A 25,157-nucleotide genomic window follows, 5' to 3' on the forward strand; every position below is an offset into this window, starting at 1 on the left:
TGCACACTCGGCTAGACGGTTGATTGGCACGAATATAGCGCAAGGGGCGCATGAACCAAAGGGCGCTTAGTGACGCGTCAGGTCAAAGGCTTTGCGCATCACCGTGGGCAGGTCCGAGGGACCGAATTCGGCTTGGGTCAAGAACCGGCCCGTATCGGGTTCGGCGTCGGTTTCGGTCAGCATCACCGTCAGGATCAGGTGAAAATGCGTAAAGGTGTGGCGCACTTCGCCTTGCAGAACGGCCCAGTCGGCATTGACCGGCGGCGTGCCTGCGGGGCGGTCCATGCTGACATCCACCCAGTCCGATCCGGGCCAGCCCAGCATTCCGCCCAACAGGCCCCGGTCGGGGCGGCGTTCCAGCAGATAGGCGCCATCGGGGCGGCGCGCGACATAGACGGTGCCGTGGCGTATCGGCTTGGCCTTTTTCGGGGTCTTTTTGGGCAGGTCCGCCGCCGTGCCCCGTTGACGGGCAAGGCATGGATCACGCAACGGGCAGATGCCGCAGGCGGGGTTCTTTGGGGTGCAGATGGTGGCGCCCAGATCCATCACCGCCTGGGCATAGTCACCGGGGCGTTCGGCAGGCGTCAGCGCCTCGGCGTGGGCCATCAGGATCGGTTTGGCCGCAGGCAGGGCCGTGTGTTCGTCGTAGATTCGCGCCATGACGCGTTCGACGTTGCCGTCCAGCACCGCATGGGGCAGATCGAAAGCGATCGAGGATATGGCGGCAGCAGTATAGGGACCAATCCCCGGCAGGGCCAACAGCGCCGCATGATCGGCGGGAAACCGGCCACCATGGTCTGCCACCACAGCGCGGGCACATTTCAGCAGGTTGCGGGCGCGGGCGTAATAGCCCAGCCCTGCCCATTCGGCCATCACATCGCCATCTTCGGCGGCGGCCAGATCGGCGACGGTGGGCCAACGTGTTGTGAAACGGGTGAAATAATCCTTTACCGCGGCAACGGTGGTCTGTTGCAACATCACCTCGGACAGCCAGACCGCATAGGGATCGGGGCGTGTGCCCGCACGTTTGTCGGCGGGCGGCGTGCGCCATGGCATCACGCGGGCATGTAAGTCATACCATTTCAAAAGCTCTGAGGCGCGTTCACGCAAGATTTATGCCCTTCTCTGGCGGCTATGTCTGGCAGCGGGCGCGCAAATCTTTATGATCCGCGCCAACCTCTGGGGGAACATAGTCATGGCGCGGCGTCCTGCCACCACAAAAGGGTTCAAACGAACCTCTGCCTTGCTGACGGGGCGCATTCGCACCGCCAGCGAAAGCCGTGGATTCGCCCAGTCGAAACTGTTGACCCACTGGGCCGAGGTGGTGGGCGACGACATCGCCGCCATCGCCCATCCCGTCGAGGTCAGCTATGCCCGGGGTGGCATGGGGGCAACCCTGACCCTGCTGACCACCGGCGCGCAGGCCCCGATGCTGGAAATGCAAAAGGAACAACTGCGCACCAAGGTGAACAGCGTCTATGGCTACAATGCCATTGCCCGCATCCGCGTGACCCAGACCGCGCCCACAGGCTTTGCCGAAGGGCAGGTGGCCTTCGGCCATCGCAAAACGGACGCGCCCAAAGAGATCGACCCAAGCCTGAAAGCCAGGGCCGTAGAGACAACCGCCCCCGTGGCCGACGAGGGCCTGCGGGCCGCGTTGGAACGTCTGGGCACCAATGTACTGACAAAAGCAAAACGCTAAGAGGTAAGTTTCATGAAAAGACTGATCGCAATTGTGGCCGCCGTGGCGGTCGTCGCCGTCGCCGCATGGTTCGTCGTGGGCCGCACCACACCTTCGACCACGCCGCTGGCCGCAACCGTCACCACGCAGCCTGCCGAGGGCGAAAGCACCATCGACATTTCCGACGTGCAGGACATGCAACAGGGCAACCCCGACGCGCCTGTCACCATGATCGAATATGCCAGCTACACCTGCCCGCATTGCGCCAACTTTAACACAGGCGTGTATAAGCAGTTGAAAAAGGACTATATCGACACCGGCAAGATCAACTTTATCTACCGCGAAGTCTATTTTGATGGCCCCGGCGTGTGGGCGTCCTTGCTGGCGCGCTGTGCCGGTCCTGAAAAGTTCTTTGGCATCACCGATCTGCTGTATGCCAGCCAGTCCACGTGGGCGAACGCCGGTGGCCGCGATCCGGTGGCCATCTCGGCCGAGCTGAAAAAGATTGGCCGCCTGGCCGGCATGGACGCAGACACCATTGACGCCTGCATGCAGGATGATGAACAGGCCAAGAAAATGGTCGAATGGTTCAAGGTGAACAGCGCCGAGCACGACATCACAGGCACACCCAGCTTTGTGATCAACGGCAAGACCTACAGCAACATGTCCTATGCCGACATGAAAGAGACCCTTGACGCAGCAGGTGCCAACTGATGGCGGCACCGCTTGCTGGTCTGAAAGTTGTTGAACTGGCACGTGTCCTGGCCGGCCCCTGGGCCGGTCAGACGCTGTCGGATCTGGGCGCAGACGTGATCAAGGTCGAAGCCGCAGCTGGCGACGACACGCGGCAATGGGGCCCGCCCTTTGTCACCCGCGACGACGACGTGTCCGCCTCGTATTTCCATTCGACCAACCGGGGCAAGGCGTCGATCATCGTCGATTTGCGCACCGAAGAAGGCCAGAACCGGCTTAAGGCGCTGCTGGCCGATGCCGACATCATGATCGAGAACTTCAAGGTCGGCGGTCTGGCCAAATACGGTCTGGACTACGCATCGCTCAAGGATGAATTCCCCAAGCTGATCTATTGCTCGGTCACCGGCTTTGGGCAGACGGGGCCCTATGCGCACCGCGCCGGCTATGATTTCATCATTCAGGGCATGTCAGGCCTGATGTCGATCACCGGCGAACCCGACGGCCAGCCGCAGAAATCCGGCGTGGCGATCACCGATATTTTCACCGGCGTCTATGCGACCACCGCCATTCTGGCCGCCGTCCACCAGCGCAGCCAGACCGGCAAGGGCCAGCAGATCGACATGGCGCTGTTGGACGTGGCCGTGGCAATCACCGCCAATCAGGCGATGAACTATCTGACCAGCGGCACCCCACCGGCGCGCATGGGCAATGCGCACGTGAACCTGACCCCCTATCAGGTGTTCGATTGCGCCGACGGGCATATCATCATCGCCACCGGCAACGACGGCCAATACCAGCGCCTGTGCCGCTTGCTGGGGCTGAACGACATGGCCACCGCGCCCGAATTTTTGAAAAATTCGGACCGGATCGCGAATCGCGACGAGATGACCCGCAAGCTGACCGCCGCGACCGTGTTGCGCGCGCGGGATGATCTGCTGGCGGCCTGCGAGGCCGAAGGCGTGCCAGCCGGGCCGATCAACGATATGGCCGACGTGATGGCAGACCCGCAGATCGTCGCGCGCGGAATGCAGATCAATCTGGACGGCGTGCCCGGTGTGCGCACGCCCATCGTGTTTTCGGATGCGGAATTGTCGTTGCACCGTCCGGCGCCCAAGCTGGGCGAGGACAACGATTTGGTCTGAGCGTGTCGGGGGCTCTGCCCCCCAGCGCAGTCGCGCCATCCCCCGGGATTTTCCGAACCAGAGAATAAAGCACTTCCCGGAAAACATGACAGACAGGCTATCACTCAGCGCGTTGAAATCTATGATTTCAGGCAGCGTTAAGTGATTCAGGTTTTTTCGAAAGTGCTATCGGCTCAGGGCCGTGGCAGGGCCTTCAGGCGTTCGTCGAGGGCCGCGGCGTCGTCGAAATGCAGACGCACCGGCAGGGTAATGACCCGCGACCGATAGGCGGCAGGCAGGCGCGCGGCGTCCTTTTCCGTCGTGACCAATTGCGCACCACGGGCGCGGGCGTCTGCGTCCAGCCGTGACAGAAGCGCGGGCGACAGGGTTTGATGATCGCCCAAGGGTTCGGCGTGCACGATGGTGGCCCCCAGATCGCGCAGGGTGTCAAAGAACTTTTGCGGGCGGCCGATGCCCGCAAAGGCAAAGACCGGCGTGTCGGTCCAGTCCATTCCGGTTTGCAGCGGTTTCAGCTCGGCGCGCATGTGGGGCAGGGCGGTGTCCGGTTGAAAGGTCGCCTGATCATGGGCGTTGCCGATGCTCAGCAGGATGTCGGCGCGGGCCAGACCGGCGGCCACGGGTTCGCGCAGTGGCCCCGCAGGCAGGCAACGGCCATTGCCAAAACCGGTGGCCGCATCGACCACCACGATGCTGAGGTCCTTGGCCAGATCGGGATTTTGCAGCCCGTCGTCCATGATCACCACCGTCGCCCCCGCCTCTTGCGCGGCGCGGCCCCCGGCGGCGCGGTCGCGGGCGACCCACACCTCGGCAAAGGCCGCCAGCAGCAGCGGCTCGTCGCCGACCTGTTTGGCGGTGTGGCGGGCGGGGTCCACGCGCACGGGGCCGGTCAGCGATCCGCCGTAGCCGCGCGTGACGATATGGGGCGTGTGGTAAAGGTCGCGCAGTTTCTCGGCCACGGCGATCACCGTGGGCGTCTTGCCGGTGCCGCCTGCGTTGATGTTGCCGACGCACACCACCGGAATGTCCAACCGCAGCGGCGCGCCCTTGGCCAGACGGATGGCGGTGGCGCGTGCATACAGATGCCCCAGCGGCGACAGCAGGCGGGCTTGCCATGCGGGGCGGTCGGGGGCCGTGTTCCAGAATTCGGGCGCGCGCATCAGCTTAGTCCATCCTCTCGGGCGTCAAGACCATCCTGAACCAGATTGATGATCCGCTCCATCGTGTCGGCCCCTTCGGTCACCACATCCCAGCCCGCCATCGCCATCTTGGCCGCCTGATCCGGCGCGATCAGCCAGGTTACGGCAGCGCCCAGGCTTTCGGCGTCGTTGACGATACGGGCGGCACCCGCGTTGGCCAGCCGGCGATAGGCGTCCAGATGCTTGCCGACGCTTGGGCCATACAGCACCGCCGACCCCAACGCCGCGGCGGCAAAGGGGTCTTGGCCGCCTTGTCCCGTTTCCAGCGATCCGCCAAGGAACGACACAGGGGCGACGCGGAACCACAGGCCGGTCTCGCCCGGCAGGTCTGCCACCACCACCGACGTATTGTCATCGGGATAGGTGCCATCGGACCAGCGCACCATGCGCAGCGCGTCCATTGCGCACAGGTTGGTCGCCACCGTGTCGGCAGCGGCATCCAGCGGGTTCAGGACCAGCAGCAATCGGTGCGACAGACGCTGGGCGCGGCGGTGGGCGGTCAGCACGGCAGAGACTTCGGCGGCGGTCACGCCGGCGGCAAACCAGACGGGGCGGCCGGACAGCGCTTGCGACAGGTCATCCACATCCTGCGGCGACGCAGGCAACGCCTGCCCCCCCGGCACCAGCGGTGCGGTGCGGTCGATCTTGGCCGCGGGCACACCCAACTGTTTCATCCGCGCTTCGGCGGCATCGCTGCGGGCCAGCACATTGTCGAAATGCGCCAGCAACTGGCGCGGCACCTCGGTCAGCCAGCGGTCGCGGCGCGTGTCGAACCCGTCGGCCCCCGCATCGACCAGAAACATCGCACAGCCCGAGGCAGCAACCGCTTCGACAAGATTGGGTTGCAACGCGCCCCAGACCCAGATCATCGCGTCCGGCTTCCAGTGGTCCACGAACGCAGCGGTTGCTGTGGGGTGTTCGGGCGGCAAAGCTGCGGTCAGCAGGCGCGGGTCGTCGCAACCCTCGGGTGCGGTGGGGCCGGTCACCAGAACTTTCAGATCAAAGCGCGCCGCGATCAGCCGCCGCGCCAGATCGCGGACGTGCGCGGTTTTGCCCGGCTCGGCGGCATGCAGCCACACCAGCTCGCCCTTGGGGCGCGGCGCATAGTCGGGCAGCTTTGGCACCGGCCCGCGACGGGTCAGCGCCCTGTAGGCTGCAAATCCCAGCGAGCGGGCCATGGGCGCGGATTAGCCCAGTTCTTCGGTGGGCGTGGCTGCGTTTTCTTCGTCACGCAGTCGGTGCAGGTGGGCGATGTAATAGCGCATATGCGCGTTGTCGACGGTGCGCTGGGCCTCGTTCTTCCAGGCGTCATAGGCGCTGGCATAATTGGGGAAAATGCCCACGATGTGCAGGTCGTCGACGTTTTTGAACACGTTTTCGGAAGGTGTCACAAGCTCGCCTCCGAAAACGAGGTGCAGGCGTTGGGTCATGGGATGAATCCTTTGATCGGGCGGAATGTCTGGCCCTGCGCAGTGTGCGCAAAGCCGCGTGTCGGGGTCAAGGTGATGGTGGTTGCAAGGCCGCGTGAAGGCCCGCGTGGACCACGGGGGTGGCGGCGATCACGCCGTTCAGCGTGGGATGCGGATTGTTGAACCGCAACGGCAGGCCCGTGCGGTCGGTGATGGTGCCACCTGCCTCGCTGACGATCAGCGCACCGGCGGCGATGTCCCACTCCCAACTGTCGCGCAGGGTCAGCATACCGTCAAAGCGTCCCTCGCCCACAAGCGCCAGCCGGTAGGCCAGCGACGGGCGGTGCCCGCGTTTCAGCGCCGGGGGCGTGCCGTCGCGCCAGTGGTGGGGTTGCAGCGCGGGCTTGGTCACCAGAACGGAACAGTCCTGCATCCGCTCGGTGTCCGAGACGGCCAACGGCGCGCCGTTCAGCGCAGCCCCCTGCCCCAGACCCGCCGTATAAAGCTTGTCCAGCATCGGCAGGTAGACGGCGGCGGCGGTGATCTGCCCGCCCTCGGCCACGGCGATGCTGTGCGCCCAGGTCTTGCTGCCTTCGACAAAGCTGCGGGTGCCGTCGATGGGGTCGATGATAAACACCGTGTCCCGTCCCAGCCGCGTGGCGGTGTCTTCGGTTTCCTCGGACAGCCAGCCATAGCCGGGACGTGCGGTGCGCAGCATGTCGGTCAGCATGTCGTTGACGGCCAGATCAGCCTCGGTCACCGGACCTGCGCCGCCGGGCTTGTCCCAGCGTTGCGCGTCGGGGCCGGTAAAGCTGGTGGCGATCCGGCCCGCCGCACGCGCGGCGTCGATCAGCAGGGGAAGATCAGTTGCCGGCAAGGGTCATTCCCGGAACCAGAAGCGACGGCACGACGCGGCTGAGGTGGGTGCGCGCATCATTGGCGGGCACGATGGCGCGCAGCATGTCGCGCAGGTTGCCCGCGATGGTGCATTCGTTGACGGCATGGGTGATCTCGCCGTTTTCAACCCACAGGCCCGCGGCCCCGCGGGAATAGTCGCCGGTGTTGGGGTTGATGGTCGACCCGATCATCGACGTGACCAGCAGGCCGGTGCCCATGTCACGGATCAGATCGTCGCGGCTGGCGGTGCCCTGGGTCAGCTCCACGTTCCAGATACTGGGCGACGGGCCCGACGATGTGCCGCGCGCGGCGTTGCCGGTGGAGGGCATTCCCAGCTTGCGGCCCGTTGCCAGATCCAGCGTCCAGCCGGTCAGCACGCCGCCGTCCACGATGGCGCGGCGGGTGGTTGGCAGCCCTTCGGCGTCAAAGGGACGCGAGGCCGCGCAGCGGGGGCGGTGGGGGTCTTCGATCAATGACAGCGCGTCGGGCAGTATTTTCTCACCCAGGGCACCCAGCAACCACGACGACCCGCGCCCGATGGCAGCGCCGTTCACGGCAGACAGCAAATGCCCGATCAGGGTCGAGGACACGCGTTCGTCAAACAGCACCGGATAGGTGCCGGTGCGCGGTTTGCGCGGGTTCAGGCGGGCGATGGCGCGTTCGGCGGCTTCGCGGCCGATGTCTTCGGGGCTGCGCAGGTCGGCCTGAAAGATGCGCCCGTCGCCGGAATAGTCGCGCTCCATTCCAGCACCTGTGCCTGCGATGGCGACACAGCTGATGCCACGGTCGGTGCGCGCATAACCCCCGGCAAAGCCGTTGCTGGCCGCGATGTGCACCTGCCGCGCGCCGTAGGCCGCCGAGGTTTGCGACACCTGGCTGATACCGTCCTGTTCCAGGGCGGCCGCTTCGGCGCGGCGGGCGTGGTCTTGCAATGTGGCGGCGTCGGGTTCAGGCGACGGATCGGCCAGTTCCAGTACAGAAACGTCCCAGTCTTGTACCAATTGTTCGGGATCGGCGAGACCGGCATAGGCATCTTCGGGCGCTTCGCGGGCCATTGCCACCGCGCGCACCGCCATTTCGGAAATCGTCCGCTCCGAGATGTCCGAGGCCGACACATTCGCCACACGGCTGCCGACAAAGACCCGCAGACCGATGTCCACGCCCTCGGACCGTTCCGCATGTTCCAGCGCGCCCGCGCGCACATCGACCGACACCGATGTGCCCTGAACCGCCATCGCATCGGCGGCGTCTGCGCCTGCATCGGCGGCGGCTTTCAGCAATTGGTCGGTCAACGCATCAAGGGAACGGGTCATCAAAATCTCCGATTGAATTGGCCATGAGGTAGCCCCCGCGCCCTCTGCGCACAAGGGGGCGGCCCTGTTCGTTCGGAAAAAGACGCGGCAAATGCGCCCTATGTCTGCGCATTGGGCAGGGCCGCAGGGCGGGCGGGTTTCCGCTGTAAGCAGGCGCTTAAACGGGCGGAATAAGCGGCGGGTCAATGGTGCGGAGGCGCTGATGCCCGCAGATCAGGGCCAGACGACAACACCCGTTGCCGTTCCTATCCAACATCAAACCGAAAACGAGGATACCATGCGTATAATTGCTTTGATCACCCTTATGGCCTTTGCCGCCCCTGCCTTTGCCGCCGACCTGACCGCCGACACGATGCTGGGCAAGACGATGGACGAGGTGAAAGCCACGCTGACCGACATGGGCTATGAGGTCCGCAAGGCCGAGATGGAAGACGGCAACATCGAGGTTTACTTTGTCAAAGACGGCAAGATGGGCGAAGTCTATGTGAACCCTGAAACCGGCGCGATCACCAAGCTTGATGTGAAAAACTGATCATGCCGACTGTGACACACCTGCAAAACGGGCGCGAAGGCGCCCGTGACGTGGCCGTGTGGGACCCGCTGGTGCGGCTGATCCACTGGTCGCTGGCGCTGACGATCCTGTTGAACGGCGCCTTTACCGATGACGAGGGCATGGTCCATCAATGGGTGGGCTATGTGGCACTGGGGCTGGTGGGCATTCGCGTCGTCTGGGCGTTGATCGGCCCACGACACGCACGGTTCGCGGCCTTTCCGCCCAATCCGATGCGGGCGCTGCGCTATCTCAAGGCAGTGCGGGCGGGGGATCGTACCGTGCATCTGTCGCACAATCCGCTGGGGGCGCTGATGGTGTACAACCTGTGGCTGACGGTCATCGCCATGGGCGTGACCGGCTATATGATGACGACGCTGCGGTTCTTCGGCATTGATTGGGTGAAAGAGGCGCATGAACTGGCGTTCAACTGGTTGATGCTGTCGGTGGCGTTGCACGTGGCCGGTGTGGCGTTCGACACATGGCGATCCGGTGTCAATCTGCTGCGCGCCATGCTATTGGGACGCAAACGTATTCCCAAGGGAACCTCTGTGGAATGAAGCGACCTGCGCGGCCCGCAAAGGCAAAGGAACGACGCGCCACGGTGCTTGCGGGGATCATCATCCTTCAGGCGCTGTGCGCGGCGTTTTTCATCGGTGACGTGCTGACCGACATGCGCGAGGGCGCGCATCTGAACGACGCTTTGCTGGCGGCGGAAAGTGTTGCCGCGATTGCCCTGTCGGGTGGGGTGATTTTCCTGATGATCGAATTGCGCCGCCTGCTGAACCGTATGAGCGATATGGACGCAGGTCTGAGGGTGGCACAGGGGCAGTTGGCCGAGGTCATGGACGGTTTGTTCGACGACTGGAACCTGACAGCCGCCGAGCGCGACATTGCCGTGATGATCTGCAAGGGACTGGACAACGACGAGATCGCGCGGGTGCGGCAGACGGCGGCAGGCACTGTGCGCGCGCAGGTCACCAGTGTTTATGCCAAGTCGGGCGCGCACGGACGCAGCCAGTTTGTCAGCCTGTTTCTGGACGAGCTGATGGCCGGTGATTTTGGCGGAACGGGGCCGCAGGACGCGCCGACACAGCAACCCTGAGACAGCAACCCTGAGACAGCAAAAGGGGGCGGCACCTGCGCACCGCCCCCTTGTTTCGATTGATCGGGTTCGAATGAACCGGTCGATTACTTCAGCCGCTGGCCGTTCGCCAGAACGTGACCTTCTTCGTTGATCTCAAGCTTGGATTTCAGCGAATCCGGTCCGTCACCCGGCACGGCAAACAGACCCATCATCATCCGCGCGCCCATTGCCTGTTCTTCGGGCAGCAGGCCCATCGCCACCAGCTTGTCGATCAGGCCGTTGCCGCCCACCAGTGTCAGATCGACGCTGCCGGTCGGCTTTGGCATCCCGTCAAAGGTGGTCGTATCGGTGTTGTCAAAGGTAAAGGCACCCGACCCGTTCAGCGCCGCACCTGCCGCCTCGACGGTGATGTCGTTGATATCCAGCGCGTTCAGCTCGCCCGGCGCTTCGCCAGAGGTCTCCATCGCGGCGGCTTCTTGCGGGTCCATGAAGTTGACCAACAGCGTCGCCTTGCCCTCAAGATCGACAGCAACGGTGGCCGGATCGCGCGGCAACTGTGCCTGCGGGTCGAACATGCCCCACAGCACGTCGGACATGGTGAACCCTTCCAGCGCCAGTTTCAGGCCAAAGTCCTGTTCCTCGTCCGATTTCTGCACGGGGATCATCAGGCCGAACACCATGTTTTCCATGTTCAGATCAATCGGGATCGGCATTTGCGACATCAACGCCTTGATCGCCAGACCGGATTGCGAACCGGAATAGGACATCCCGTCTTCGGACATTGCCACTGTCAGGGCACCGCCGGTCGAGGAGCTGTTCAGCGTGCCGCCGCCGTCGGGGCCGTCAAAGCTGATGTCTGTCTTGCCGTTGCCATAGGTGAACTCGCCCTCGAAGCCGAACCCGGCGTCGATCATCGCATTCACGTCAGAGGGGTCGTCGACGGTCGGGATGTCGCCGCCACCGGTGAACGACATGCTGTCCACACCGCCGTTGATCGTGGCCGAGCCGTCGTCGTCGGGGCTGGCAAAGGCCATGTCATAGGTCACGGGGCCGGTTGTCATCGTCTGGCTGACATTGCGCAGGTCACCCTGAAGGATCCGCGACACGCCGCTCATATCGGCCAGCGACACGTCAACGCGGGCGACTTCCGGGCCGACGGGTTTGCCATCGACGGTCAGCTTTGCCAGTTTCATCCCGACGCTGTCGGCGGAATAGGTATAGGTCAGATCATCGGGATCGCCGGTGACCACCATGCCAAAGCCGTCTTGGACATAGTCGATGGTCAGGTCGAACGGCTTGCCATCCTCGGGTGTGCCGTCGACTGTGATCGCGCTGGTCGCGGGGATCTGAATAGACACGCTGCCGTCACCCACTTCGGTAAAGGTCACGCTGTCCATGGTCATCGCGGCCTTGACCGTGTCCTCGTCGGTGGACATGTCGATTTCCATGCGTACATCGGACACTGTCAGGGTGTCGCCAGACTGGGCTTCGGTGCCGGTCACCTCGTAGCCCATATCGTTCATGTAATCGCGCCAGTTGTTCCAGACGTCGGCGGCGGTCACATCGGCATATGCGGCGGTGCTGCCCAGGCAAATGGCAAGGGCGGTGCTGCTGGAGTATCGGGCGAAACGGGTCATGGATTGAATCCTTTAAAGAAGCGGTTGAACGCAAAGTTGCACTATCGTGTTGCAGCGCCGGAAGCGCGTCAAGGGGGAGGAAGGTCGGGATTCTCCCCACTGGACGTCGCCCCTGTTGCGCACTACCCCTTGGGCGCAAACAAATAAAGGACCCGGCAAATGGACATGACAGGACAAGTGGTGATGATCACCGGCGCGAGCCGTGGCATCGGGGCCGAAACCGCGCGGATTTTCGCCGCCGCAGGGGCCAAGGTGGCGCTGCTGGCGCGCAGCGAGAACGACATTGCCGAGCTGGCAGGCGAGATCGGCAAGGCGGCGATTGCGATTCCCTGCGATGTCAGCCGCTATTGGGAGGTCGAAGCGGCGGTGAACGCCACGGTCAAAACCTTTGGCGGGCTGAACGTGCTGATCAACAACGCGGGCGTGATCGAACCCATCGCCCACCTGATCGACGCCGACCCCGCCGAATGGTCCAAGGTGATCGACATCAATCTGGGCGGGGTGTTCAACGGAATGCGCGCGGCGGTGCCGGCGATGATCAAGGGCGGCGGCGGATCGGTTCTGACCATCAGTTCGGGCGCCGCGCATGGTCCGGTCGAGGCCTGGAGCCACTATTGCGCATCCAAGGCGGCGGTTCACATGCTGACCGCCTGTCTGGACAAGGAAAACGCCGCCGACGGCATTCGCGCCATGGGTCTGTCGCCGGGCACCGTCGCCACCCAGATGCAGCGCGAGATCAAGCAAAGCGGCGTGAATCCGATCAGCAAGCTGGACTGGTCCGACCACATCCCCGCCGACTGGCCCGCCAAGGCGCTGCTGTGGATGTGTTCCAAGGATGCGGATGGCTATTGCGGTCAGGAAATCTCGCTGCGCGATGAGGACATCCGCGCCAAGGTCGGTCTGTCATGATCGAACTGGCCCAGGATGGCGGGGTCTGGACGGTTACGATCAACCGCCCGGACAAGGCCAATTCGCTGACGCCCGAGATGCTGGCCGAACTGGCTGACATCGCCGAAAGCGCCACAGAGGCCCGCGCCCTGATCCTGACAGGGCGGGGCAAGGTGTTCAGCGCCGGTGCCGATCTGGATGCGGCGCGGGCCGGCATGGCCACTTCGCCCGATTGGGAACGTCTGTCGTCGGCCATCGCGGCACTGCCGGGGCTGACCATCGCGGCGCTGAACGGCACGCTGGCGGGCGGGGCCACGGGCATGGCGCTGGCTTGTGATCTGCGGATTGCCGTGGCGGGGGCAAAGTTCTTCTATCCGGTGATGAAGCTGGGGTTCTTGCCGCAACCCTCTGATCCGGCTCGCATGGCCGCGCTGATTGGCCCGGCGCGGACCAAGCTGATCCTGATGGGCGGCCAGAAGATCGACGCCGACACTGCGCTGGCTTACGGGCTGATCGACCGCATCGTCGATGCCGACGCGCTGGTGCAAACCGCGCACGACATTGCTGCCGACACACTGGCCGCCAACCCCGCCATCGCCCGTCAGATCAAGGTGATGTGCAGCCCCGACTAACCCTTCATCTTGCCAACGAAACTCCGGGGGAGGCGCGCCAGCACCGGGGGCAGCGCCCCCTAACGCCCCCGCCGCTTTCCCGGCACCTTCGAGGCAAAGCCGGGCGGGCGCTTGGCCACCCAGTCCAGAAACCGCGCCATCCTTGGATCGCTGCGGATCGCCTGGGGTGTGTTGTATTGCCGGGCCAGCTCGGCCTCGGTGAAGGTGCGGTGCACTTCGCGGTGGCAGATGTGGTGCAGCAGAACCACCGGCCCGCCCTTGCCGCCTTTCAGCTTCGGGATCAGGTGGTGCAGGCTTTGCGGCACATCGGCGGGAATCGGTCGCAGGCACAGCGGGCAGGTGGGCGTTTGGCTGTCATCAGGCATCGTCGGGCTTGATCCTTGGGGGATGGGCGGGCAAGACGGGGTGTTCGCGAAAGGAAATGACCTTGCAACACGATCTGTCCACTAAAACCGCTGCCGTGATCGGCGCAGGCCCTGCCGGGCTGATGGCTGCCGAAGTGTTGGCGCAGGCGGGCGTTCAGGTCACGATCTATGATGCCAAGCCTTCGGTGGGGCGCAAGTTTCTGATGGCGGGCAAGTCGGGGCTGAACCTGACCATGGACGCGCCCTTGGATGCGATCGTGCCGCAGTATGCCGAGGCCGCAGAGACGCTGCGCCCCATCCTTGCGGGCTTTGACGCCGCCGCCGTGCAGGACTGGGCGCGCGGGCTGGGGCAAGAGGTGTTTACCGGCTCGTCCGGGCGTGTGTTTCCCCGCGCGATGAAGGCGTCGCCGCTGTTGCGCGCGTGGCTGGTGCGGTTGAACGATTTGGGCGTGCAGGTGCAAACGCGCTGGCGCTGGACCGGTTGGGACGGCGATGCGCTGACCTTTGATCAGGGTAGTGTCGTGGCGGATGTGACCGTTCTGGCGCTGGGCGGTGCCAGTTGGGCGCGGCTGGGGTCGGACGGGGCATGGGCGGATACTCTGCACGCACAGGGCAATCCTGTCGCCCCCTTTGGCGCGGCGAATGTCGGGCTGCACGTCCCATGGTCGGCGCATATGGCCCCGCACTTTGGCCAGCCGGTCAAAGCGGTCGCATGGCACGCGGGCGACCACACGTCGCGCGGCGAGGCGATCCTGTCGGCCAAGGGGCTGGAGGGTGGCGGTATCTATTCCATCGCCCGCGCCGTGCGCGAGGGGGCGGCGGTGAACGTGGACCTGATGCCCGACCAAACCGTGCAACAGGTTGCCGAACGGCTGTCGAAAAGGCGCGGCAAGGAAAGCCACGCCAACCACATCCGCAAGACGCTGAAGCTGGAGCCGCTGAAGCTGGCGCTGGCGCAGGAATGGGCGCGGCCCTTGCCGCAGGACCCCAAGGCGCTGGCGGGCGTGCTCAAGGCGCTGCCGGTGGCCCACACCGGCCTGCGTCCGCTGGACGAGGCGATTTCGACAAGTGGCGGGCTGCGCTTTGACGGGCTGGACGCGCACCTGATGCTCAAGACGCGCCCGGGCACCTTTGCCGCGGGCGAAATGCTGGATTGGGAAGCGCCGACAGGCGGCTATCTGATCACCGCCTGCATGGCCACGGGGCGCTGGGCAGCACAGGGGGCCGTGGCCCATCTGCAATCGGCCTAGTGGTTCAGCGCTGCGCGAAACGCGGGTCGTGCGCGCATCCGCTTCAGATAATCCTTCAACTTGTCGTCCAGCGGCGGAAAGCCCGCGCTTGCGGCCCAACCCATGCAATGGGCGGCCAGAATGTCGGGCACGGTCATCTCGTCGCCCATCAGAAACGATGACTGCAACCGGTTCGACAGGATCTGCATGGACTGTGCGAAATGGTCGTGCATCCGCGCCTCAAGCCCCGGCACGGCGTCCTTGTGGCGGGCGTTGGTCCAAAGGGTCGCGTCAACTTCGTCGATAAGCCACAGCGTCATCGCATCCTGATGCGCGCGTTGCGGCGTGCCTGCGGGGGCGGTGAACCTGCCGTGCTTGTCCGCAAGATAGGTCATGATCGCCACGCTGTCTGTCAGGCTGTGGCCATCGTCGATCAGCGCCGGGATCTTGCCCAGCACGTTGTGTTTCAGCGCGATTTCGGACTGCGGGCCTGCGGGTTCCTGATCGTAGTCCGCGCCCAATTCCTCAAGCAGCCACATCACGCGCAGTGTGCGGGTCTTGGTGGCGCCGATGACAGTGTACATGATGTGTCTCCTGTTGTGTTGGGCCAAGGATGGCGTGGCAGTGGTGCAAGATGCAAGCGGCTGCGCCGAGATTGTCGGGGCTTTGATATGTACTGACACTACCTGTCACCACGCCCGCCTAGGCTGCACCCGTCACAGCAAGGAGAGCACAGATGGCACGAACAGGGTCCTGCAATTGCGGTTCGGTCCGCTACAGCATCGCGGCAGATGTCCGTCACACCGGCGCCTGTCACTGCGGCATGTGCCGCAAGTGGTCGGGCGGCGTCTATCTGGGGGTCGAGGTGGCACCCGACGACCTGACGATAGAAGGACAGGACAAGCTGACCATCTACACGTCATCGCCCTGGGCCGAGCGGGCATTTTGCAGCATCTGCGGGTGCAACATCTATTACCGTGTCACCGCCCCCGGTCCAAATCAGGGCACCTATCACGTCGGCTTGGGCACGCTGGACGACGCAGGCGGCATCACGTTGACCGAAGAGATTTTCATTGACCGCAAGCCACTGGGCTATGCCTTTGCCGGCGATAGGAAAACAATGACCGAGGCCGAGGTGATGGCGATGTTTGGCCCGGACTAGCGCGCGGCCAGCATCGCCAACCGGATAAAGGCGCGCTCGACCAGCGCCATTGCAGGCGCGTGCTGACCAGCCGAGCGCAGGGCAAGGTCGGTGTCGGTCAGTACCGTCAGCGCGGTTTCCAGCTTGGCCGGTCCCCAGTTGCGCGCCTGCGCCAGCATCTTGTCCCGGTTCGGCCCCCAGATTTGCGGGCGGCCTGACGTGTCCACGGCGGCGCGGTGCAGGTTGCGAAAGTGGCGCATCGCGCCGATGCACAGGGTCACGGCGGTCACGCCCTGCGCCTGCAACTTGCGCATCACCGGCCCGATGTCGGCGGCACGGCCATCGCCCACCACCAGCAGCACGTCGTCCACGTCTGCCTCGGTCGAGGTGGGGGCGTTGGCGACGATGTCTTCGGCGGTCAGCGGGGTGCTGTCGCCGTGTTTGTACAGGCTGATCTTTTCCAGCGTTTGCCGGAAATCGCCCGGGTCCAGATCGCGGGCCAAGTCGTTCAGCATGTCCATCACTGCACGGTCGGGGGCTGTGACACCGGCCTCGCGCAAAGCGGCCTCGATTTCGTCGCGGGTGGGCGGGTTGTCGTAAATGCCGACCGCCAGTGCCGATTTGTGCCCCTCGAACGCCTTGCGCAGCTTTGATGTGGGTTTCAGCGCACCCGCCGTCACGACGATCTGCGCATCGCCTGCCTGCCAGTCCTTCAGTGCCGCGATGATCGTCTCGGCGGTGTTCTCGTTGGCATCCTCGACAAAGGCGGCGCGGGGGCCGGGGAAGAACCCGATGGCCTTGATCGCGTCCAGCAGCATCGCGGGGTCTTTGCGCAGGTCGGCAGCGGGGATGCGGGTCAGGCGCATTTCCTCTTCGCCCTTGTCACCGATCAGCGCCTTAAGCAGTTGCTGGCGTTTCAGCGACACGCGCATGGCGTCGGCCCCGTAGATCAGGATGCCCGTGCTGTTCGGATCGGGTTTGGCGAAATAGCCGTTTGCCTGTGCGCCGGCCAGTTTCATAGCTTGGTGGCAAGCAGCCGGTCGACAACCATGTCCCCCAGCGTCGTCATCAGCCGTTTGCGGGCATCGCTTTCTGCGGCCAGCGTGGCGACGGTGGTGCCGGTGGCGGAATAGCCGGTGAAATTGGTGACTGTGCCGGTGCCGACAACCGCGCCGTTGGCCGCATTGGTCAGGATATAGGTCGCCGTGCCCAGCAGGTTATAGCGGTCGATGTCGCCATCGGAATCAATCGCCAGCCCTTCTTGCGTGACGATCAGGTCGATCCCCAACTTGAACGCAGGATCGGCTGCGCGGTCCAGTCGGCGTTCGATCTGTTGCAGCATAAGCTGATCGTCGCGGGTATCGGGCGCCTCGACCAGCACCCGGCCCTGCAAGGCCGTACCGGCCCCTTGTGGGCCGTAAACGGGCGTAAACCCGCAGGCGGCCAGCAGGGGCAGCGCAAGCAGCGTTTTATACAACGACATTGACGATCCGTCCCGGCACCACGATCACCTTTTTCGGCTGGCCCCCGTCCAGGGCCTTTTGAACAGGTTGGCTGGCCAGCGCCAGCTTTTCAACATCTTCCTTCGACATATCCGCAGGCACGGTGATTTCGCCGCGCCGTTTGCCGTTGATCTGGATCGGCAGGGTCACCGTGTCGTCGACCATCATCGCCTCGTCGGCCTGCGGCCAGTCGGCCAGCGTGATCAGGCCCGCGCCGCCCTGATGCGACCAGATCGCCTCGGCCAGGTGCGGGGTCATGGGGGCCATCAGTTGCGCCAGCGTCATCACGGCAGTGCGTTGCGCCGCGTGGCCTGCCTTGGATTTCTGCAAGGTGGCGGTAAAGGCGTACAGTTTGGCGATGGCAGCGTTGAAGCCAAAGGATTCAATCGCCACGGTCACATCGTGAATGCATTTGTGCATGGCGCGCAGCAGGTCGTCGTCGCCTTCGCCAGCCGCATCTTTGTCCATGTCGGTAATGCGGTGCGAGATGTTCCAGACCCGGCTGAGGTGCTTGTACGCGGCTTCGGCCCCCGAGGCGGTCCATTCCACGTCTCGTTCGGGCGGGCTGTCGGACAGCACGAACCAGCGCGCGGTGTCGGCGCCGAAGGATGAAATGATGTTCAGCGGGTCGACCACGTTGTTCTTCGACTTGGACATCTTGGCAGAGGGGATGATTTCCACCTCGGCGCCGCCGTCTTTCAGGAACGCCTTGTCGCCCTTCAGCTCGATCGCTTCGGGGTAGTGATAGACGGGGCGGCCGTTGTCGCCTGTGGTCTGGTAAATTGCGTGGGTCACCATCCCTTGGGTGAACAGCGCATCGAAAGGTTCGATGGCGCTGGCCGGCAAGTGTCCGGTGATCTGCATCGCACGGGCAAAGAAACGCGAATACAGCAGGTGCAGAATCGCGTGCTCGACCCCGCCGATGTACTGATCGACGTTCATCCAGTACGCCGCATCCTCGGCCACCGTGGGCGTATCGGCGCGCGGGGCGGTGAAGCGGGCGAAATACCACGACGAATCAACGAATGTGTCCATCGTGTCGGTTTCGCGTTGCGCCGGTGCGCCACATTTCGGGCAGGCGCAGTCACGCCATGTGGGGTGACGGTCCAGCGGGTTGCCGGGGGTGTCAAAGCTGACGTCATAAGGCAGCTCGACCGGCAGGTTCTCTTTCTTTTCAGGCACCACGCCGCAGGTTTCGCAATGCACCACCGGAATCGGGCAGCCCCAATAGCGTTGCCGCGACAGGCCCCAGTCGCGCAGGCGGTATTTGGTCACGCCGTGACCAACGCCGTTGGCTTCGCAGGTCTCGATAGCCTCGATGATGGCGGCATCGCCGGTCATATCGCGCGGATCGCCGCCCAAGGGGCGCACAAAGTGCACGGTCACGTCCTTGCCGGGGACAAAGGCGTCGCCGCCGTCTTCGGGGGCGGTGAATCCATCGGTGTTGGTGGGGGCAAAGGTGGACGTTACCGGCAAGCCGTATTTGCGGGCAAACTCCAGATCGCGTTCATCATGCGCAGGGCAGCCAAAGATCGCGCCGGTGCCGTAATCCATCAGGATAAAGTTGGCGATGTAGACGGGCAGTTCCCACGATGTGTCAAACGGGTGCCGCACGCGCAGGCCGGTGTCGAAACCCATCTTTTCGGCGGTCTCGATCTCGGCGGCGGTGGTGCCGCCCTTGCGGCATTCGGCGTTGAACGCAGCCACGTCGGCGTTGTCACGTTCCAGCGTCTTGGCCAGCGGGTGATCGGGCGAGATGCCGACAAAGGACGCACCGGCCAGCGTGTCGGGGCGGGTGGTGTAGACTTCGACGCGGTCAAAGCCGTCGGGCGCGGGCGCGCCATCGTCCGGCTGGCCGATCAGAGAAAAGGCAAATTGCAGCCCGCGCGATTCGCCGATCCAGTTTTCCTGCATCAGCCGCACCTTGGCGGGCCAGTTGTCCAGACCGTCCAGCGCGTCCTTCAGCTCTCCGGCCATATCGGAAATCTTGAAGAACCACTGCGTCAGTTCGCGCCGCTCGACCTCGGCGCCCGAACGCCAGCCCTTGCCGTCGATCACCTGTTCATTGGCTAGAACGGTCATGTCGACAGGGTCCCAGTTCACTTGGGCGTTCTTGCGATGGACCAGTCCGGCATCGAGGAAGTCGAGGAACAGCGCCTGCTGCTGGCCATAATATTCGGGATCGCAGGTGGCGAATTCGCGGGACCAGTCGATAGACAGGCCCAGCGGCTTCATCTGGCCGCGCATGTCCTTGATGTTGTTATAGGTCCAGTCGCGCGGGTGGCCGCCGATCGCCATCGCGGCGTTTTCCGCAGGCATCCCGAAGGCGTCCCAGCCCATCGGGTGCAGTACATTGTGCCCTGTGGCCATCTTGTAGCGCGCCACCACGTCGCCCAGCGTGTAATTGCGCACATGGCCCATGTGGATGCGGCCCGACGGATAGGGGAACATTTCCAGCACATAATACTTGGGGCGGCTTTCGTCGCGCTTGGCCTGGAATATTCCGGCCTTGTCCCAGGCATCCTGCCAGCGGGCTTCAAGATCGGAGGGGGTATAACTGGGCATGTGCTGCTGTCCTGTCTGACACGAAAACGCCGGGCGAATGGCCCGGCGCAACTGTTAAAGTGATTTGTCCGGCGCTTAAAGCCTGTTGTCGGAGATCCGCAGCTGGCGGGCCCGCGTCAGGATCGCATCCTCGATGGCCCGCGTGGTGGCGGCGCTGGCCGGGCCGCCGCGCGTTTGCAGGGCCACGTTCAGCGAACGGGCGTCCAGCGCAGGGTCTTTGATCAAAACGGTCGCGCGATAGGCGCGGCCACCACCGGGTGGGGTGCCATAGCCGGTGACGATGACGCCGGTGAACGGGTCAACCGTCTGAACCGGCAGGAAATCCAGCACTTCCAGCGAGGCCTGCCAGATATAGCGGTTCACCAGCACCTCGGTTTCGTTGGATTTGCGATTGAACGCATTCCAGATCGTGTTTTCGGTGTCGATGTTGCTGGGGTTGTTCGGATTCGAATAATGTTCCGGACGTTCGGTCGCGGGTTTGCCGAAACGACCAATCGAACCACACGCCGTCAGCGCGCCCACAGCCCCGATGGCCACCGCAAGTTTGAAAAAGGATTTGAGCCGCATACCCGCACACCTATGCCTGTTTGGCACTTGGTCTACCCAAGCGACCGTGTCGGGGCAAGGTCTATGTCGGAAAGCGCCCTGATTGAAGCGAATTCGGGCATGTATACACTATAATAGAAATGCGGTTGTTCGCGCTGTGGCCCAACGTTTGACGGCATCACCCGAAAACTGGGTGTGGCAAAGCTGCATCATTAGCCGAACACATTGTGTCCCTGCGCTGCACATTGCTTGCCAAGACGGGGGCAAAAGAGGGAAACACCCTTCATACCCTCATCGGATTCCCCGACGTGGGCATGTGAAATTTACAACTCGAGGGACAACTCATGAAAAAAGTTCTCTTCGCTACAACAGCCCTGGTCGCGACCGCCGGCGTTGCAGCAGCAGACGTTACTTTCGGCGGCTACGGTCGCTTTGGTATCATCTATTCAAGTGCAGCCGGCCCTGACGGTATCGCGTCCACTTTTGGCGATGACGGTACCGGCGACAGCTCTGTCGACGTGACAAGCCGTTTCCGCCTGCAGATCGACGCGACCGCAGAATCCGATGGCGGTATCGTCTTCGGTGCCCGTGTTCGTATCGAGCAGGACAACGACGAGATTTTTGCCGCACCGGGTGCTGGCCCGATCAACCCTGCTGATGGTTCGTACAACAGCACCGGCATCAACGCCCCCCGATTCTTCGTCCGTTCCGGCGGTCTGGAAGTCGGTGTCGGCAATATCTTCGGCGCGCTCGAGTTCATGCCCGGCATGTACCCGGTCGACATGGGTCTTACCGGTCTGCAGTACGAGTACACCCCCTATCAGTTCAAGGGTGACTTTTATGACAGCGACGGTGCCGGTGCGGCAGCGACAAACAACGCGGTCGAAGTCCTGTACTCCACCGGCGACCTGTCTTTGCACGTCTCCGCATCTGACGGTGCCCGTGAGCGTCTGGCAGCGAACATCGCCTATACCTGGAACGGCTGGACCTTCGCGCTCGGCGGTCAGGACTCCAACAGCCCGACCGATACAGAATTGGCGGCCTCTGTCGGCGGTTCCTTCGGTCCTGTCGATGTGTCCCTCGCCTGGGCCGACAATGGTGTGGACGGCGACCAGATTACGCTGGCCGGCCGTGTCGATGTCGGTGCCGCGACGAACGTCGAGTTCTACGTTTCGGATGCCGACACCATCTTCGGTACGCCGACGAACAACAACTCCTACGGTGTCGACTTCAACCACGACCTGGGTGGCGGTACGTCCATCCGTGGCGGTGTTGCAAAGCTGTTTGCCGGTCACACCGTTGCTGACCTGGGTGTTCGCTTCAACTTCTAAGTTGAACAACACTTGATCGATTTGGGGCGGGCCTTGGGCCTGCCCCTTTTCATTTCTGCCCCCGTGTTGTTCTGTGCGCCTCAAGGCAGCAAGGGGAACATCATGGGTCTGACAGACATCACCACCAGATTGGCCAAGGCCGAAGCCGATGCGGGTCGCGCGCCCGGGTCCGTCACCCTGATTGCCGTCAGCAAGGTGCAGCCCAATGAGCGGGTGCGGCATGTGCTGGAGCAGGGCCACCGCAGCTATGGTGAAAACAAGGTGCAGGAGGCCGCGGGCAAATGGCCCGGTTTCCGCACTGATTTTCCCGGCGTCGACCTGCACCTGATCGGGCCATTGCAATCCAACAAAGCGCGGCAGGCGATCACCCTGTTTGACGCGATCCATTCGGTCGACCGGCCCAAGCTGGCCCATGCCTTGGCCCGGCTGGCCCAGGAAGAGGGGAAATGCCCCGAATTGTTCATCCAGGTGAACACCGGCGAAGAGGTGCAAAAGGCAGGGGTCCTGCCCGGTGATGCCGATGCCTTTGTCAGGGAATGCCGGGATCTCGATCTGCCGGTGCGGGGCCTGATGTGCATCCCCCCGGTGGATGAAGAACCCGCGCTGCATTTCGCCTTGTTGGCGAAGATCGCCGCACGCAACGGTTTAAGCGGCCTGAGCATGGGCATGAGCAGTGATTTTGAACGCGCCGTGGCGCTGGGGGCAACACATATCCGCGTGGGATCGGCCATTTTTGGTGACCGCGTCCCAACCTAGGCCGGAACGATCAGCCGCGTGCCAGGCGTGATACGCGCCGCGACCTGCGCCAGATGGTCTGGGCGCAAGGCAACGCAGCCCTCCGTCGGATAGCCCGGCCTGCGCCAGCGGTGCATGAAAATGGCCGACCCCGCACCCGCCTTGGCGTCGGGCCAATTCCAGTCCAGAACGATCACCAGATCATATAGCGGATCGGCGCGGCGCAGGGCTTCGTGGCTGTGGGCATAGGGTGCGCGCACCTGGTGGTTGTAATCCGGCTGGCCCGAAGCATCAGACCACAGATCACGCGGCCCGATGGGGGTGGCCCAGGGGGCGGGTGGCGCGATCCGGTCGGGGCGGTACAGCATTCCGACAACGTGGTGAATGCCCACCGGCGTCGCCCCGTCGCCCTCGCGTTTGGTCCGCGACAGCCCGCCCTTGCCGATGGTGCAGGGATAGACCCGCGCGCCAAAGCGCAAACCGCGTGGGGTCAAAACCATATCGGCAGGGGTCACAGCAGGTGTCCCGACTTGCGCGCCTTGGTCGCCAGATAGGCGGTGTTGTGGCGGTTTTCACCGACTTTCAGCGGCACCCGTTCGGCGACGGAGATGCCGCAGGTGTTCATCATATCAACCTTTTTGGGGTTGTTGGTCAGCAGGCGCACGGACGAAAACCCCATGGATTTCAGAATGTCCGCGCCCAGGCGAAAGTCACGCTCGTCATCCTCGAACCCCAGGCGGTGGTTGGCTTCGACCGTGTCAAACCCCTGATCCTGCAAGGAATACGCGCGCATCTTGTTGGCCAGGCCAATACCGCGCCCTTCCTGGTTCAGGTACAATAGAACGCCCGCGCCCTGCGTGCCCATCTGCGCCAACGCGCCGCGCAATTGCGGGCCGCAGTCGCATTTGAGCGATCCCAGAACGTCACCGGTGAAACAGGCGGAATGCAGTCGCGCCAGCACGGGCTTGCTGCGGTCGGGGCGGCCGATTTCAATGGCGTAATGTTCCTCCGCGCCATCTTCGGGACGGAAAATATGCAGCCGCCCCGCTTCGGTCGCCTCCATCGGCAGGCGGGCGGCGACAATCGGATGCAGCGGGCTGGCCGAGGCGATGTGATCGGCCAGACGGGCCAGCGGCAGCGTGGTCAGCGCGTGTTGCGTCGCAAAAGGCCCCGCATCGTCCAGCGGCAACACCACGGCGGCGGGCAGCAAACGCGCCGATTTGCACAAGGCCAGCGCGGCACGATGGGCCAGCGCGTCGCCGTCGCGGGCGGATATCAACGGCCCTTTCATCGGGCTGCGCAGGTCGTCGGCAGGGTCCGCGATGGCCTGCACCCACGCCAGCGATGCATCCATCGGCAAGGTCAGACGCGCCAGGTCGCCGTCATAGGGACGCGCCTTTAGCGTCTCGGCGCGCCGTGCGGTGATTGCTAGCACAGGCGTCCCCCCGAGAGCCAGCACATCGGCCAGCCGTTGCGGGGTCAGCGTTTCGGCGGCCAGGACCAATGCGGCCCCGTCACCGGTCAGAACCACGGGCACGCCCATGCGCAGATCGGCCCGCGCCCGCGCAAGCTGTTCGATGATGTCGGGGGTAAAGGCCATATGCCGCGTCCTGAAGTTTCTTGTGATGTGATGTAAGCTATGCGAACCGGAAATGAAACATTTGCCCTGTTTGGCACACGTCCGCGTGAAAGAACTGTCGCAAATCTTGTCAGGAACGTGATGCAGGCTCATTTGGTCTGGCAGAACACAGGAGGCCCAAGATGCCACAACTGAAAAAAATTCTGCTGGTCGATGACGATGAAGACCTGCGCGAGGCGCTGAGCGAGCAACTGGTGATGACCGAAGATTTTGATGTCTTCGAAGCCAGCAACGGGGCCGAGGCCATGACCAAGGCCAAGGAAAGCCTGTACGATCTGGTCATTCTGGACGTGGGCCTGCCCGACACCGACGGCCGCGAACTGTGCCGTCTGATGCGCAAGCAGGGTGTGAAAGCGCCCGTTCTGATGCTGACCGGGCACGACAGCGACGCCGACACCATTCTGGGTCTGGACGCCGGTGCCAACGATTACGTGACCAAACCGTTCAAGTTTCCGGTGCTGCTGGCCCGTATCCGCGCGCAACTGCGCCAGCATGAGCAGTCCGAGGACGCGGTGTTTCAGCTTGGGCCGTATACGTTCAAGCCGTCGATGAAGATGTTGATGACCGAAGACGACAAGAAGGTGCGTCTGACGGAAAAGGAAACCAACATCCTGAAGTTCCTGTACCGCAGCACCGATGGCGTGGTGGCGCGTGATGTGCTGCTGCACGAGGTCTGGGGCTATAACGCCGGTGTTACGACCCACACGCTGGAAACCCACATCTACCGCTTGCGTCAAAAGATCGAACCCGATCCGTCCAATGCGCGACTTTTGGTCACGGAATCTGGGGGCTATCGCTTGCTGGCGTAGTGGTATATTCTCTTAAAACGGGAACTTTGCGCGGAACTTTTTGTGACGCTTTGGGTTTCTGAATAATCCCGCTGCATGTCCGGGTTAAACATGCACCTCCCTGTTGGACTTGGCCGGGCCTTTGTGCCCGGTCTTTTTTTGTTTGCCCGGTCCTTTTTGTTTGCCCGGTC

General features: G+C 63.6%; 28 protein-coding genes. 13 read left to right on the forward strand and 15 right to left on the reverse strand.

Translation table 11 applies throughout. The annotated features are described in order from the left end of the window. Window positions 1–66: 66 nt before the first annotated feature. Window positions 67–1,110: an A/G-specific adenine glycosylase gene (gene mutY, locus AAC077_RS10750; protein WP_339769345.1), complete on the reverse strand. Its 1,044-nt coding sequence runs from the start codon at window positions 1,108–1,110 to the stop codon at window positions 67–69. Window positions 1,111–1,195: 85 nt separating this feature from the next. On the opposite strand from mutY, the gene AAC077_RS10755 reads away from it, so the two are divergent. Genes AAC077_RS10755 through AAC077_RS10765 form a run of 3 tightly spaced genes read left to right on the forward strand, consistent with a single transcriptional unit; the run spans window position 1,196 to window position 3,516 of the window. Beyond that, window positions 1,196–1,702, forward strand: a complete 507-nt coding sequence (locus AAC077_RS10755) for a DciA family protein (protein WP_339769347.1) — start codon at window positions 1,196–1,198, stop codon at window positions 1,700–1,702. A 12-nt stretch (window positions 1,703–1,714) separates the two neighbouring features. Continuing rightward, window positions 1,715–2,395 carry a DsbA family protein gene (locus AAC077_RS10760; protein ID WP_339769349.1) on the forward strand — a complete coding sequence of 227 codons (681 nt, stop codon included), beginning with the start codon at window positions 1,715–1,717 and terminating at the stop codon, window positions 2,393–2,395. Then, on the forward strand, window positions 2,395–3,516 hold the full coding sequence (locus AAC077_RS10765) for a CaiB/BaiF CoA-transferase family protein (RefSeq protein WP_339769351.1): 1,122 nt from the start codon (window positions 2,395–2,397) through the stop codon (window positions 3,514–3,516). The genes AAC077_RS10760 and AAC077_RS10765 overlap by 1 nt, the downstream gene beginning before the upstream one ends. A gap of 173 nt (window positions 3,517–3,689) precedes the next feature. On the opposite strand, the gene lpxK is transcribed toward AAC077_RS10765, so the two are convergent. From lpxK to AAC077_RS10790, 5 genes are all read right to left on the reverse strand, one after another. Further along, on the reverse strand, window positions 3,690–4,673 hold the full coding sequence (lpxK, locus tag AAC077_RS10770) for a tetraacyldisaccharide 4'-kinase (RefSeq protein WP_339769353.1): 984 nt from the start codon (window positions 4,671–4,673) through the stop codon (window positions 3,690–3,692). Next, window positions 4,673–5,890, reverse strand: a complete 1,218-nt coding sequence (locus AAC077_RS10775; RefSeq protein ID WP_339769355.1) for a glycosyltransferase N-terminal domain-containing protein — start codon at window positions 5,888–5,890, stop codon at window positions 4,673–4,675. The genes lpxK and AAC077_RS10775 overlap by 1 nt, the downstream gene beginning before the upstream one ends. A gap of 9 nt (window positions 5,891–5,899) precedes the next feature. Further along, complete coding sequence (locus AAC077_RS10780; protein WP_028955381.1) at window positions 5,900–6,142, reverse strand: DUF4170 domain-containing protein; 243 nt, start codon at window positions 6,140–6,142, stop codon at window positions 5,900–5,902. A gap of 67 nt (window positions 6,143–6,209) precedes the next feature. Continuing rightward, the gene (locus AAC077_RS10785; RefSeq protein WP_339769361.1) at window positions 6,210–6,998 is read right to left on the reverse strand and encodes a 3'(2'),5'-bisphosphate nucleotidase CysQ; all 789 of its coding nucleotides are present in this window, start codon (window positions 6,996–6,998) and stop codon (window positions 6,210–6,212) included. Next, on the reverse strand, window positions 6,985–8,331 hold the full coding sequence (locus tag AAC077_RS10790) for a TldD/PmbA family protein (RefSeq protein WP_339769363.1): 1,347 nt from the start codon (window positions 8,329–8,331) through the stop codon (window positions 6,985–6,987). The genes AAC077_RS10785 and AAC077_RS10790 overlap by 14 nt, the downstream gene beginning before the upstream one ends. A gap of 277 nt (window positions 8,332–8,608) precedes the next feature. Between AAC077_RS10790 and AAC077_RS10795 the strand changes: the two genes are divergently transcribed. From AAC077_RS10795 to AAC077_RS10805, 3 genes are read left to right on the forward strand one after another with little or no spacing between them, the layout of a single operon-like run. After that, window positions 8,609–8,863, forward strand: a complete 255-nt coding sequence (locus tag AAC077_RS10795; protein ID WP_339769365.1) for a PepSY domain-containing protein — start codon at window positions 8,609–8,611, stop codon at window positions 8,861–8,863. A 2-nt stretch (window positions 8,864–8,865) separates the two neighbouring features. Then, a complete protein-coding gene (locus AAC077_RS10800) occupies window positions 8,866–9,441 on the forward strand; it encodes a cytochrome b/b6 domain-containing protein (protein WP_339769367.1) in 576 nt (191 codons plus the stop codon). Then, the gene (locus AAC077_RS10805; protein WP_339769369.1) at window positions 9,438–9,986 is read left to right on the forward strand and encodes a helix-turn-helix transcriptional regulator; all 549 of its coding nucleotides are present in this window, start codon (window positions 9,438–9,440) and stop codon (window positions 9,984–9,986) included. Before AAC077_RS10800 ends, AAC077_RS10805 begins: the two co-directional genes overlap by 4 nt. An 86-nt stretch (window positions 9,987–10,072) precedes the next feature. On the opposite strand, the gene AAC077_RS10810 is transcribed toward AAC077_RS10805, so the two are convergent. Then, window positions 10,073–11,605 carry a DUF2125 domain-containing protein gene (locus AAC077_RS10810; protein WP_339769371.1) on the reverse strand — a complete coding sequence of 511 codons (1,533 nt, stop codon included), beginning with the start codon at window positions 11,603–11,605 and terminating at the stop codon, window positions 10,073–10,075. 159 nt (window positions 11,606–11,764) lie between these two features. Here AAC077_RS10810 and AAC077_RS10815 point away from each other — a divergent pair, with 159 nt between their 5' ends. Next, window positions 11,765–12,514, forward strand: coding sequence for an SDR family oxidoreductase (locus AAC077_RS10815; protein ID WP_339769373.1), 750 nt, complete (start codon window positions 11,765–11,767; stop codon window positions 12,512–12,514). Beyond that, window positions 12,511–13,125 (forward strand): enoyl-CoA hydratase/isomerase family protein, encoded by a 615-nt coding sequence (locus tag AAC077_RS10820; protein ID WP_339769375.1) that lies wholly within the window; start codon window positions 12,511–12,513, stop codon window positions 13,123–13,125. The genes AAC077_RS10815 and AAC077_RS10820 overlap by 4 nt, the downstream gene beginning before the upstream one ends. Window positions 13,126–13,184: 59 nt before the next feature. On the opposite strand, the gene AAC077_RS10825 is transcribed toward AAC077_RS10820, so the two are convergent. After that, the gene (locus AAC077_RS10825; protein ID WP_339769377.1) at window positions 13,185–13,490 is read right to left on the reverse strand and encodes an HNH endonuclease; all 306 of its coding nucleotides are present in this window, start codon (window positions 13,488–13,490) and stop codon (window positions 13,185–13,187) included. A 56-nt stretch (window positions 13,491–13,546) separates the two neighbouring features. Between AAC077_RS10825 and AAC077_RS10830 the strand changes: the two genes are divergently transcribed. Next, window positions 13,547–14,740: a TIGR03862 family flavoprotein gene (locus AAC077_RS10830; protein ID WP_339769380.1), complete on the forward strand. Its 1,194-nt coding sequence runs from the start codon at window positions 13,547–13,549 to the stop codon at window positions 14,738–14,740. On the opposite strand, the gene AAC077_RS10835 is transcribed toward AAC077_RS10830, so the two are convergent. Next, window positions 14,737–15,303 (reverse strand): glutathione S-transferase family protein, encoded by a 567-nt coding sequence (locus AAC077_RS10835; RefSeq protein ID WP_339769382.1) that lies wholly within the window; start codon window positions 15,301–15,303, stop codon window positions 14,737–14,739. The genes AAC077_RS10830 and AAC077_RS10835 overlap by 4 nt on opposite strands. 152 nt (window positions 15,304–15,455) lie before the next feature. Here AAC077_RS10835 and AAC077_RS10840 point away from each other — a divergent pair, with 152 nt between their 5' ends. Continuing rightward, a complete protein-coding gene (locus tag AAC077_RS10840; protein WP_339769384.1) occupies window positions 15,456–15,881 on the forward strand; it encodes a GFA family protein in 426 nt (141 codons plus the stop codon). Here AAC077_RS10840 and AAC077_RS10845 read toward each other — a convergent pair. The 4 genes from AAC077_RS10845 to AAC077_RS10860 form a co-directional block, all read right to left on the reverse strand. Further along, window positions 15,878–16,879 (reverse strand): DNA polymerase III subunit delta, encoded by a 1,002-nt coding sequence (locus AAC077_RS10845; protein ID WP_339769386.1) that lies wholly within the window; start codon window positions 16,877–16,879, stop codon window positions 15,878–15,880. The two genes, AAC077_RS10840 and AAC077_RS10845, sit on opposite strands and share 4 nt — an antisense overlap. Next, window positions 16,876–17,343 carry an LPS assembly lipoprotein LptE gene (gene lptE, locus AAC077_RS10850; protein WP_339769388.1) on the reverse strand — a complete coding sequence of 156 codons (468 nt, stop codon included), beginning with the start codon at window positions 17,341–17,343 and terminating at the stop codon, window positions 16,876–16,878. The genes AAC077_RS10845 and lptE overlap by 4 nt, the downstream gene beginning before the upstream one ends. After that, entirely contained in the window at window positions 17,330–19,927 is a 2,598-nt protein-coding gene (leuS, locus tag AAC077_RS10855; RefSeq protein WP_339769390.1) for a leucine--tRNA ligase, read from the reverse strand. The genes lptE and leuS overlap by 14 nt, the downstream gene beginning before the upstream one ends. A gap of 75 nt (window positions 19,928–20,002) precedes the next feature. Then, window positions 20,003–20,494: a DUF3576 domain-containing protein gene (locus tag AAC077_RS10860; protein ID WP_339769392.1), complete on the reverse strand. Its 492-nt coding sequence runs from the start codon at window positions 20,492–20,494 to the stop codon at window positions 20,003–20,005. 323 nt (window positions 20,495–20,817) lie between these two features. Here AAC077_RS10860 and AAC077_RS10865 point away from each other — a divergent pair, with 323 nt between their 5' ends. Continuing rightward, a complete protein-coding gene (locus AAC077_RS10865; protein ID WP_339769394.1) occupies window positions 20,818–21,804 on the forward strand; it encodes a porin in 987 nt (328 codons plus the stop codon). Between the two features lie 102 nt (window positions 21,805–21,906). After that, window positions 21,907–22,560, forward strand: a complete 654-nt coding sequence (locus tag AAC077_RS10870) for a YggS family pyridoxal phosphate-dependent enzyme (protein ID WP_339769396.1) — start codon at window positions 21,907–21,909, stop codon at window positions 22,558–22,560. Here the strand turns inward: AAC077_RS10870 and AAC077_RS10875 are convergent. Further along, window positions 22,557–23,054 (reverse strand): L,D-transpeptidase family protein, encoded by a 498-nt coding sequence (locus AAC077_RS10875; protein WP_339769398.1) that lies wholly within the window; start codon window positions 23,052–23,054, stop codon window positions 22,557–22,559. The genes AAC077_RS10870 and AAC077_RS10875 overlap by 4 nt on opposite strands. Beyond that, entirely contained in the window at window positions 23,051–24,139 is a 1,089-nt protein-coding gene (gene ribA, locus AAC077_RS10880; RefSeq protein WP_339769400.1) for a GTP cyclohydrolase II, read from the reverse strand. Before ribA ends, AAC077_RS10875 begins: the two co-directional genes overlap by 4 nt. A gap of 161 nt (window positions 24,140–24,300) precedes the next feature. On the opposite strand from ribA, the gene AAC077_RS10885 reads away from it, so the two are divergent. After that, window positions 24,301–24,987, forward strand: coding sequence for a response regulator transcription factor (locus tag AAC077_RS10885; RefSeq protein ID WP_339769401.1), 687 nt, complete (start codon window positions 24,301–24,303; stop codon window positions 24,985–24,987). Window positions 24,988–25,157: the final 170 nt, after the last annotated feature.

Origin of the sequence: uncultured Pseudosulfitobacter sp. (genome assembly GCF_963976325.1) — a bacterium.
GTDB lineage: Bacteria > Pseudomonadota > Alphaproteobacteria > Rhodobacterales > Rhodobacteraceae > Pseudosulfitobacter.

Coding starts and splice junctions, on each gene's coding strand:
- AAC077_RS10755 (WP_339769347.1), top strand. CDS start 1,196: ATGGCGCGGCGTCCTGCCACCACAAAAGGGTTCAAACGAACCTCTGCC.
- AAC077_RS10760 (WP_339769349.1), top strand. CDS start 1,715: ATGAAAAGACTGATCGCAATTGTGGCCGCCGTGGCGGTCGTCGCCGTC.
- AAC077_RS10765 (WP_339769351.1), top strand. CDS start 2,395: ATGGCGGCACCGCTTGCTGGTCTGAAAGTTGTTGAACTGGCACGTGTC.
- lpxK (WP_339769353.1), bottom strand. CDS start 4,673: ATGCGCGCGCCCGAATTCTGGAACACGGCCCCCGACCGCCCCGCATGG.
- AAC077_RS10775 (WP_339769355.1), bottom strand. CDS start 5,890: ATGGCCCGCTCGCTGGGATTTGCAGCCTACAGGGCGCTGACCCGTCGC.
- AAC077_RS10780 (WP_028955381.1), bottom strand. CDS start 6,142: ATGACCCAACGCCTGCACCTCGTTTTCGGAGGCGAGCTTGTGACACCT.
- AAC077_RS10790 (WP_339769363.1), bottom strand. CDS start 8,331: ATGACCCGTTCCCTTGATGCGTTGACCGACCAATTGCTGAAAGCCGCC.
- AAC077_RS10795 (WP_339769365.1), top strand. CDS start 8,609: ATGCGTATAATTGCTTTGATCACCCTTATGGCCTTTGCCGCCCCTGCC.
- AAC077_RS10800 (WP_339769367.1), top strand. CDS start 8,866: ATGCCGACTGTGACACACCTGCAAAACGGGCGCGAAGGCGCCCGTGAC.
- AAC077_RS10805 (WP_339769369.1), top strand. CDS start 9,438: ATGAAGCGACCTGCGCGGCCCGCAAAGGCAAAGGAACGACGCGCCACG.
- AAC077_RS10810 (WP_339769371.1), bottom strand. CDS start 11,605: ATGACCCGTTTCGCCCGATACTCCAGCAGCACCGCCCTTGCCATTTGC.
- AAC077_RS10815 (WP_339769373.1), top strand. CDS start 11,765: ATGGACATGACAGGACAAGTGGTGATGATCACCGGCGCGAGCCGTGGC.
- AAC077_RS10820 (WP_339769375.1), top strand. CDS start 12,511: ATGATCGAACTGGCCCAGGATGGCGGGGTCTGGACGGTTACGATCAAC.
- AAC077_RS10825 (WP_339769377.1), bottom strand. CDS start 13,490: ATGCCTGATGACAGCCAAACGCCCACCTGCCCGCTGTGCCTGCGACCG.
- AAC077_RS10830 (WP_339769380.1), top strand. CDS start 13,547: ATGACCTTGCAACACGATCTGTCCACTAAAACCGCTGCCGTGATCGGC.
- AAC077_RS10835 (WP_339769382.1), bottom strand. CDS start 15,303: ATGTACACTGTCATCGGCGCCACCAAGACCCGCACACTGCGCGTGATG.
- AAC077_RS10840 (WP_339769384.1), top strand. CDS start 15,456: ATGGCACGAACAGGGTCCTGCAATTGCGGTTCGGTCCGCTACAGCATC.
- AAC077_RS10845 (WP_339769386.1), bottom strand. CDS start 16,879: ATGAAACTGGCCGGCGCACAGGCAAACGGCTATTTCGCCAAACCCGAT.
- lptE (WP_339769388.1), bottom strand. CDS start 17,343: ATGTCGTTGTATAAAACGCTGCTTGCGCTGCCCCTGCTGGCCGCCTGC.
- leuS (WP_339769390.1), bottom strand. CDS start 19,927: ATGCCCAGTTATACCCCCTCCGATCTTGAAGCCCGCTGGCAGGATGCC.
- AAC077_RS10860 (WP_339769392.1), bottom strand. CDS start 20,494: ATGCGGCTCAAATCCTTTTTCAAACTTGCGGTGGCCATCGGGGCTGTG.
- AAC077_RS10865 (WP_339769394.1), top strand. CDS start 20,818: ATGAAAAAAGTTCTCTTCGCTACAACAGCCCTGGTCGCGACCGCCGGC.
- AAC077_RS10870 (WP_339769396.1), top strand. CDS start 21,907: ATGGGTCTGACAGACATCACCACCAGATTGGCCAAGGCCGAAGCCGAT.
- ribA (WP_339769400.1), bottom strand. CDS start 24,139: ATGGCCTTTACCCCCGACATCATCGAACAGCTTGCGCGGGCGCGGGCC.
- AAC077_RS10885 (WP_339769401.1), top strand. CDS start 24,301: ATGCCACAACTGAAAAAAATTCTGCTGGTCGATGACGATGAAGACCTG.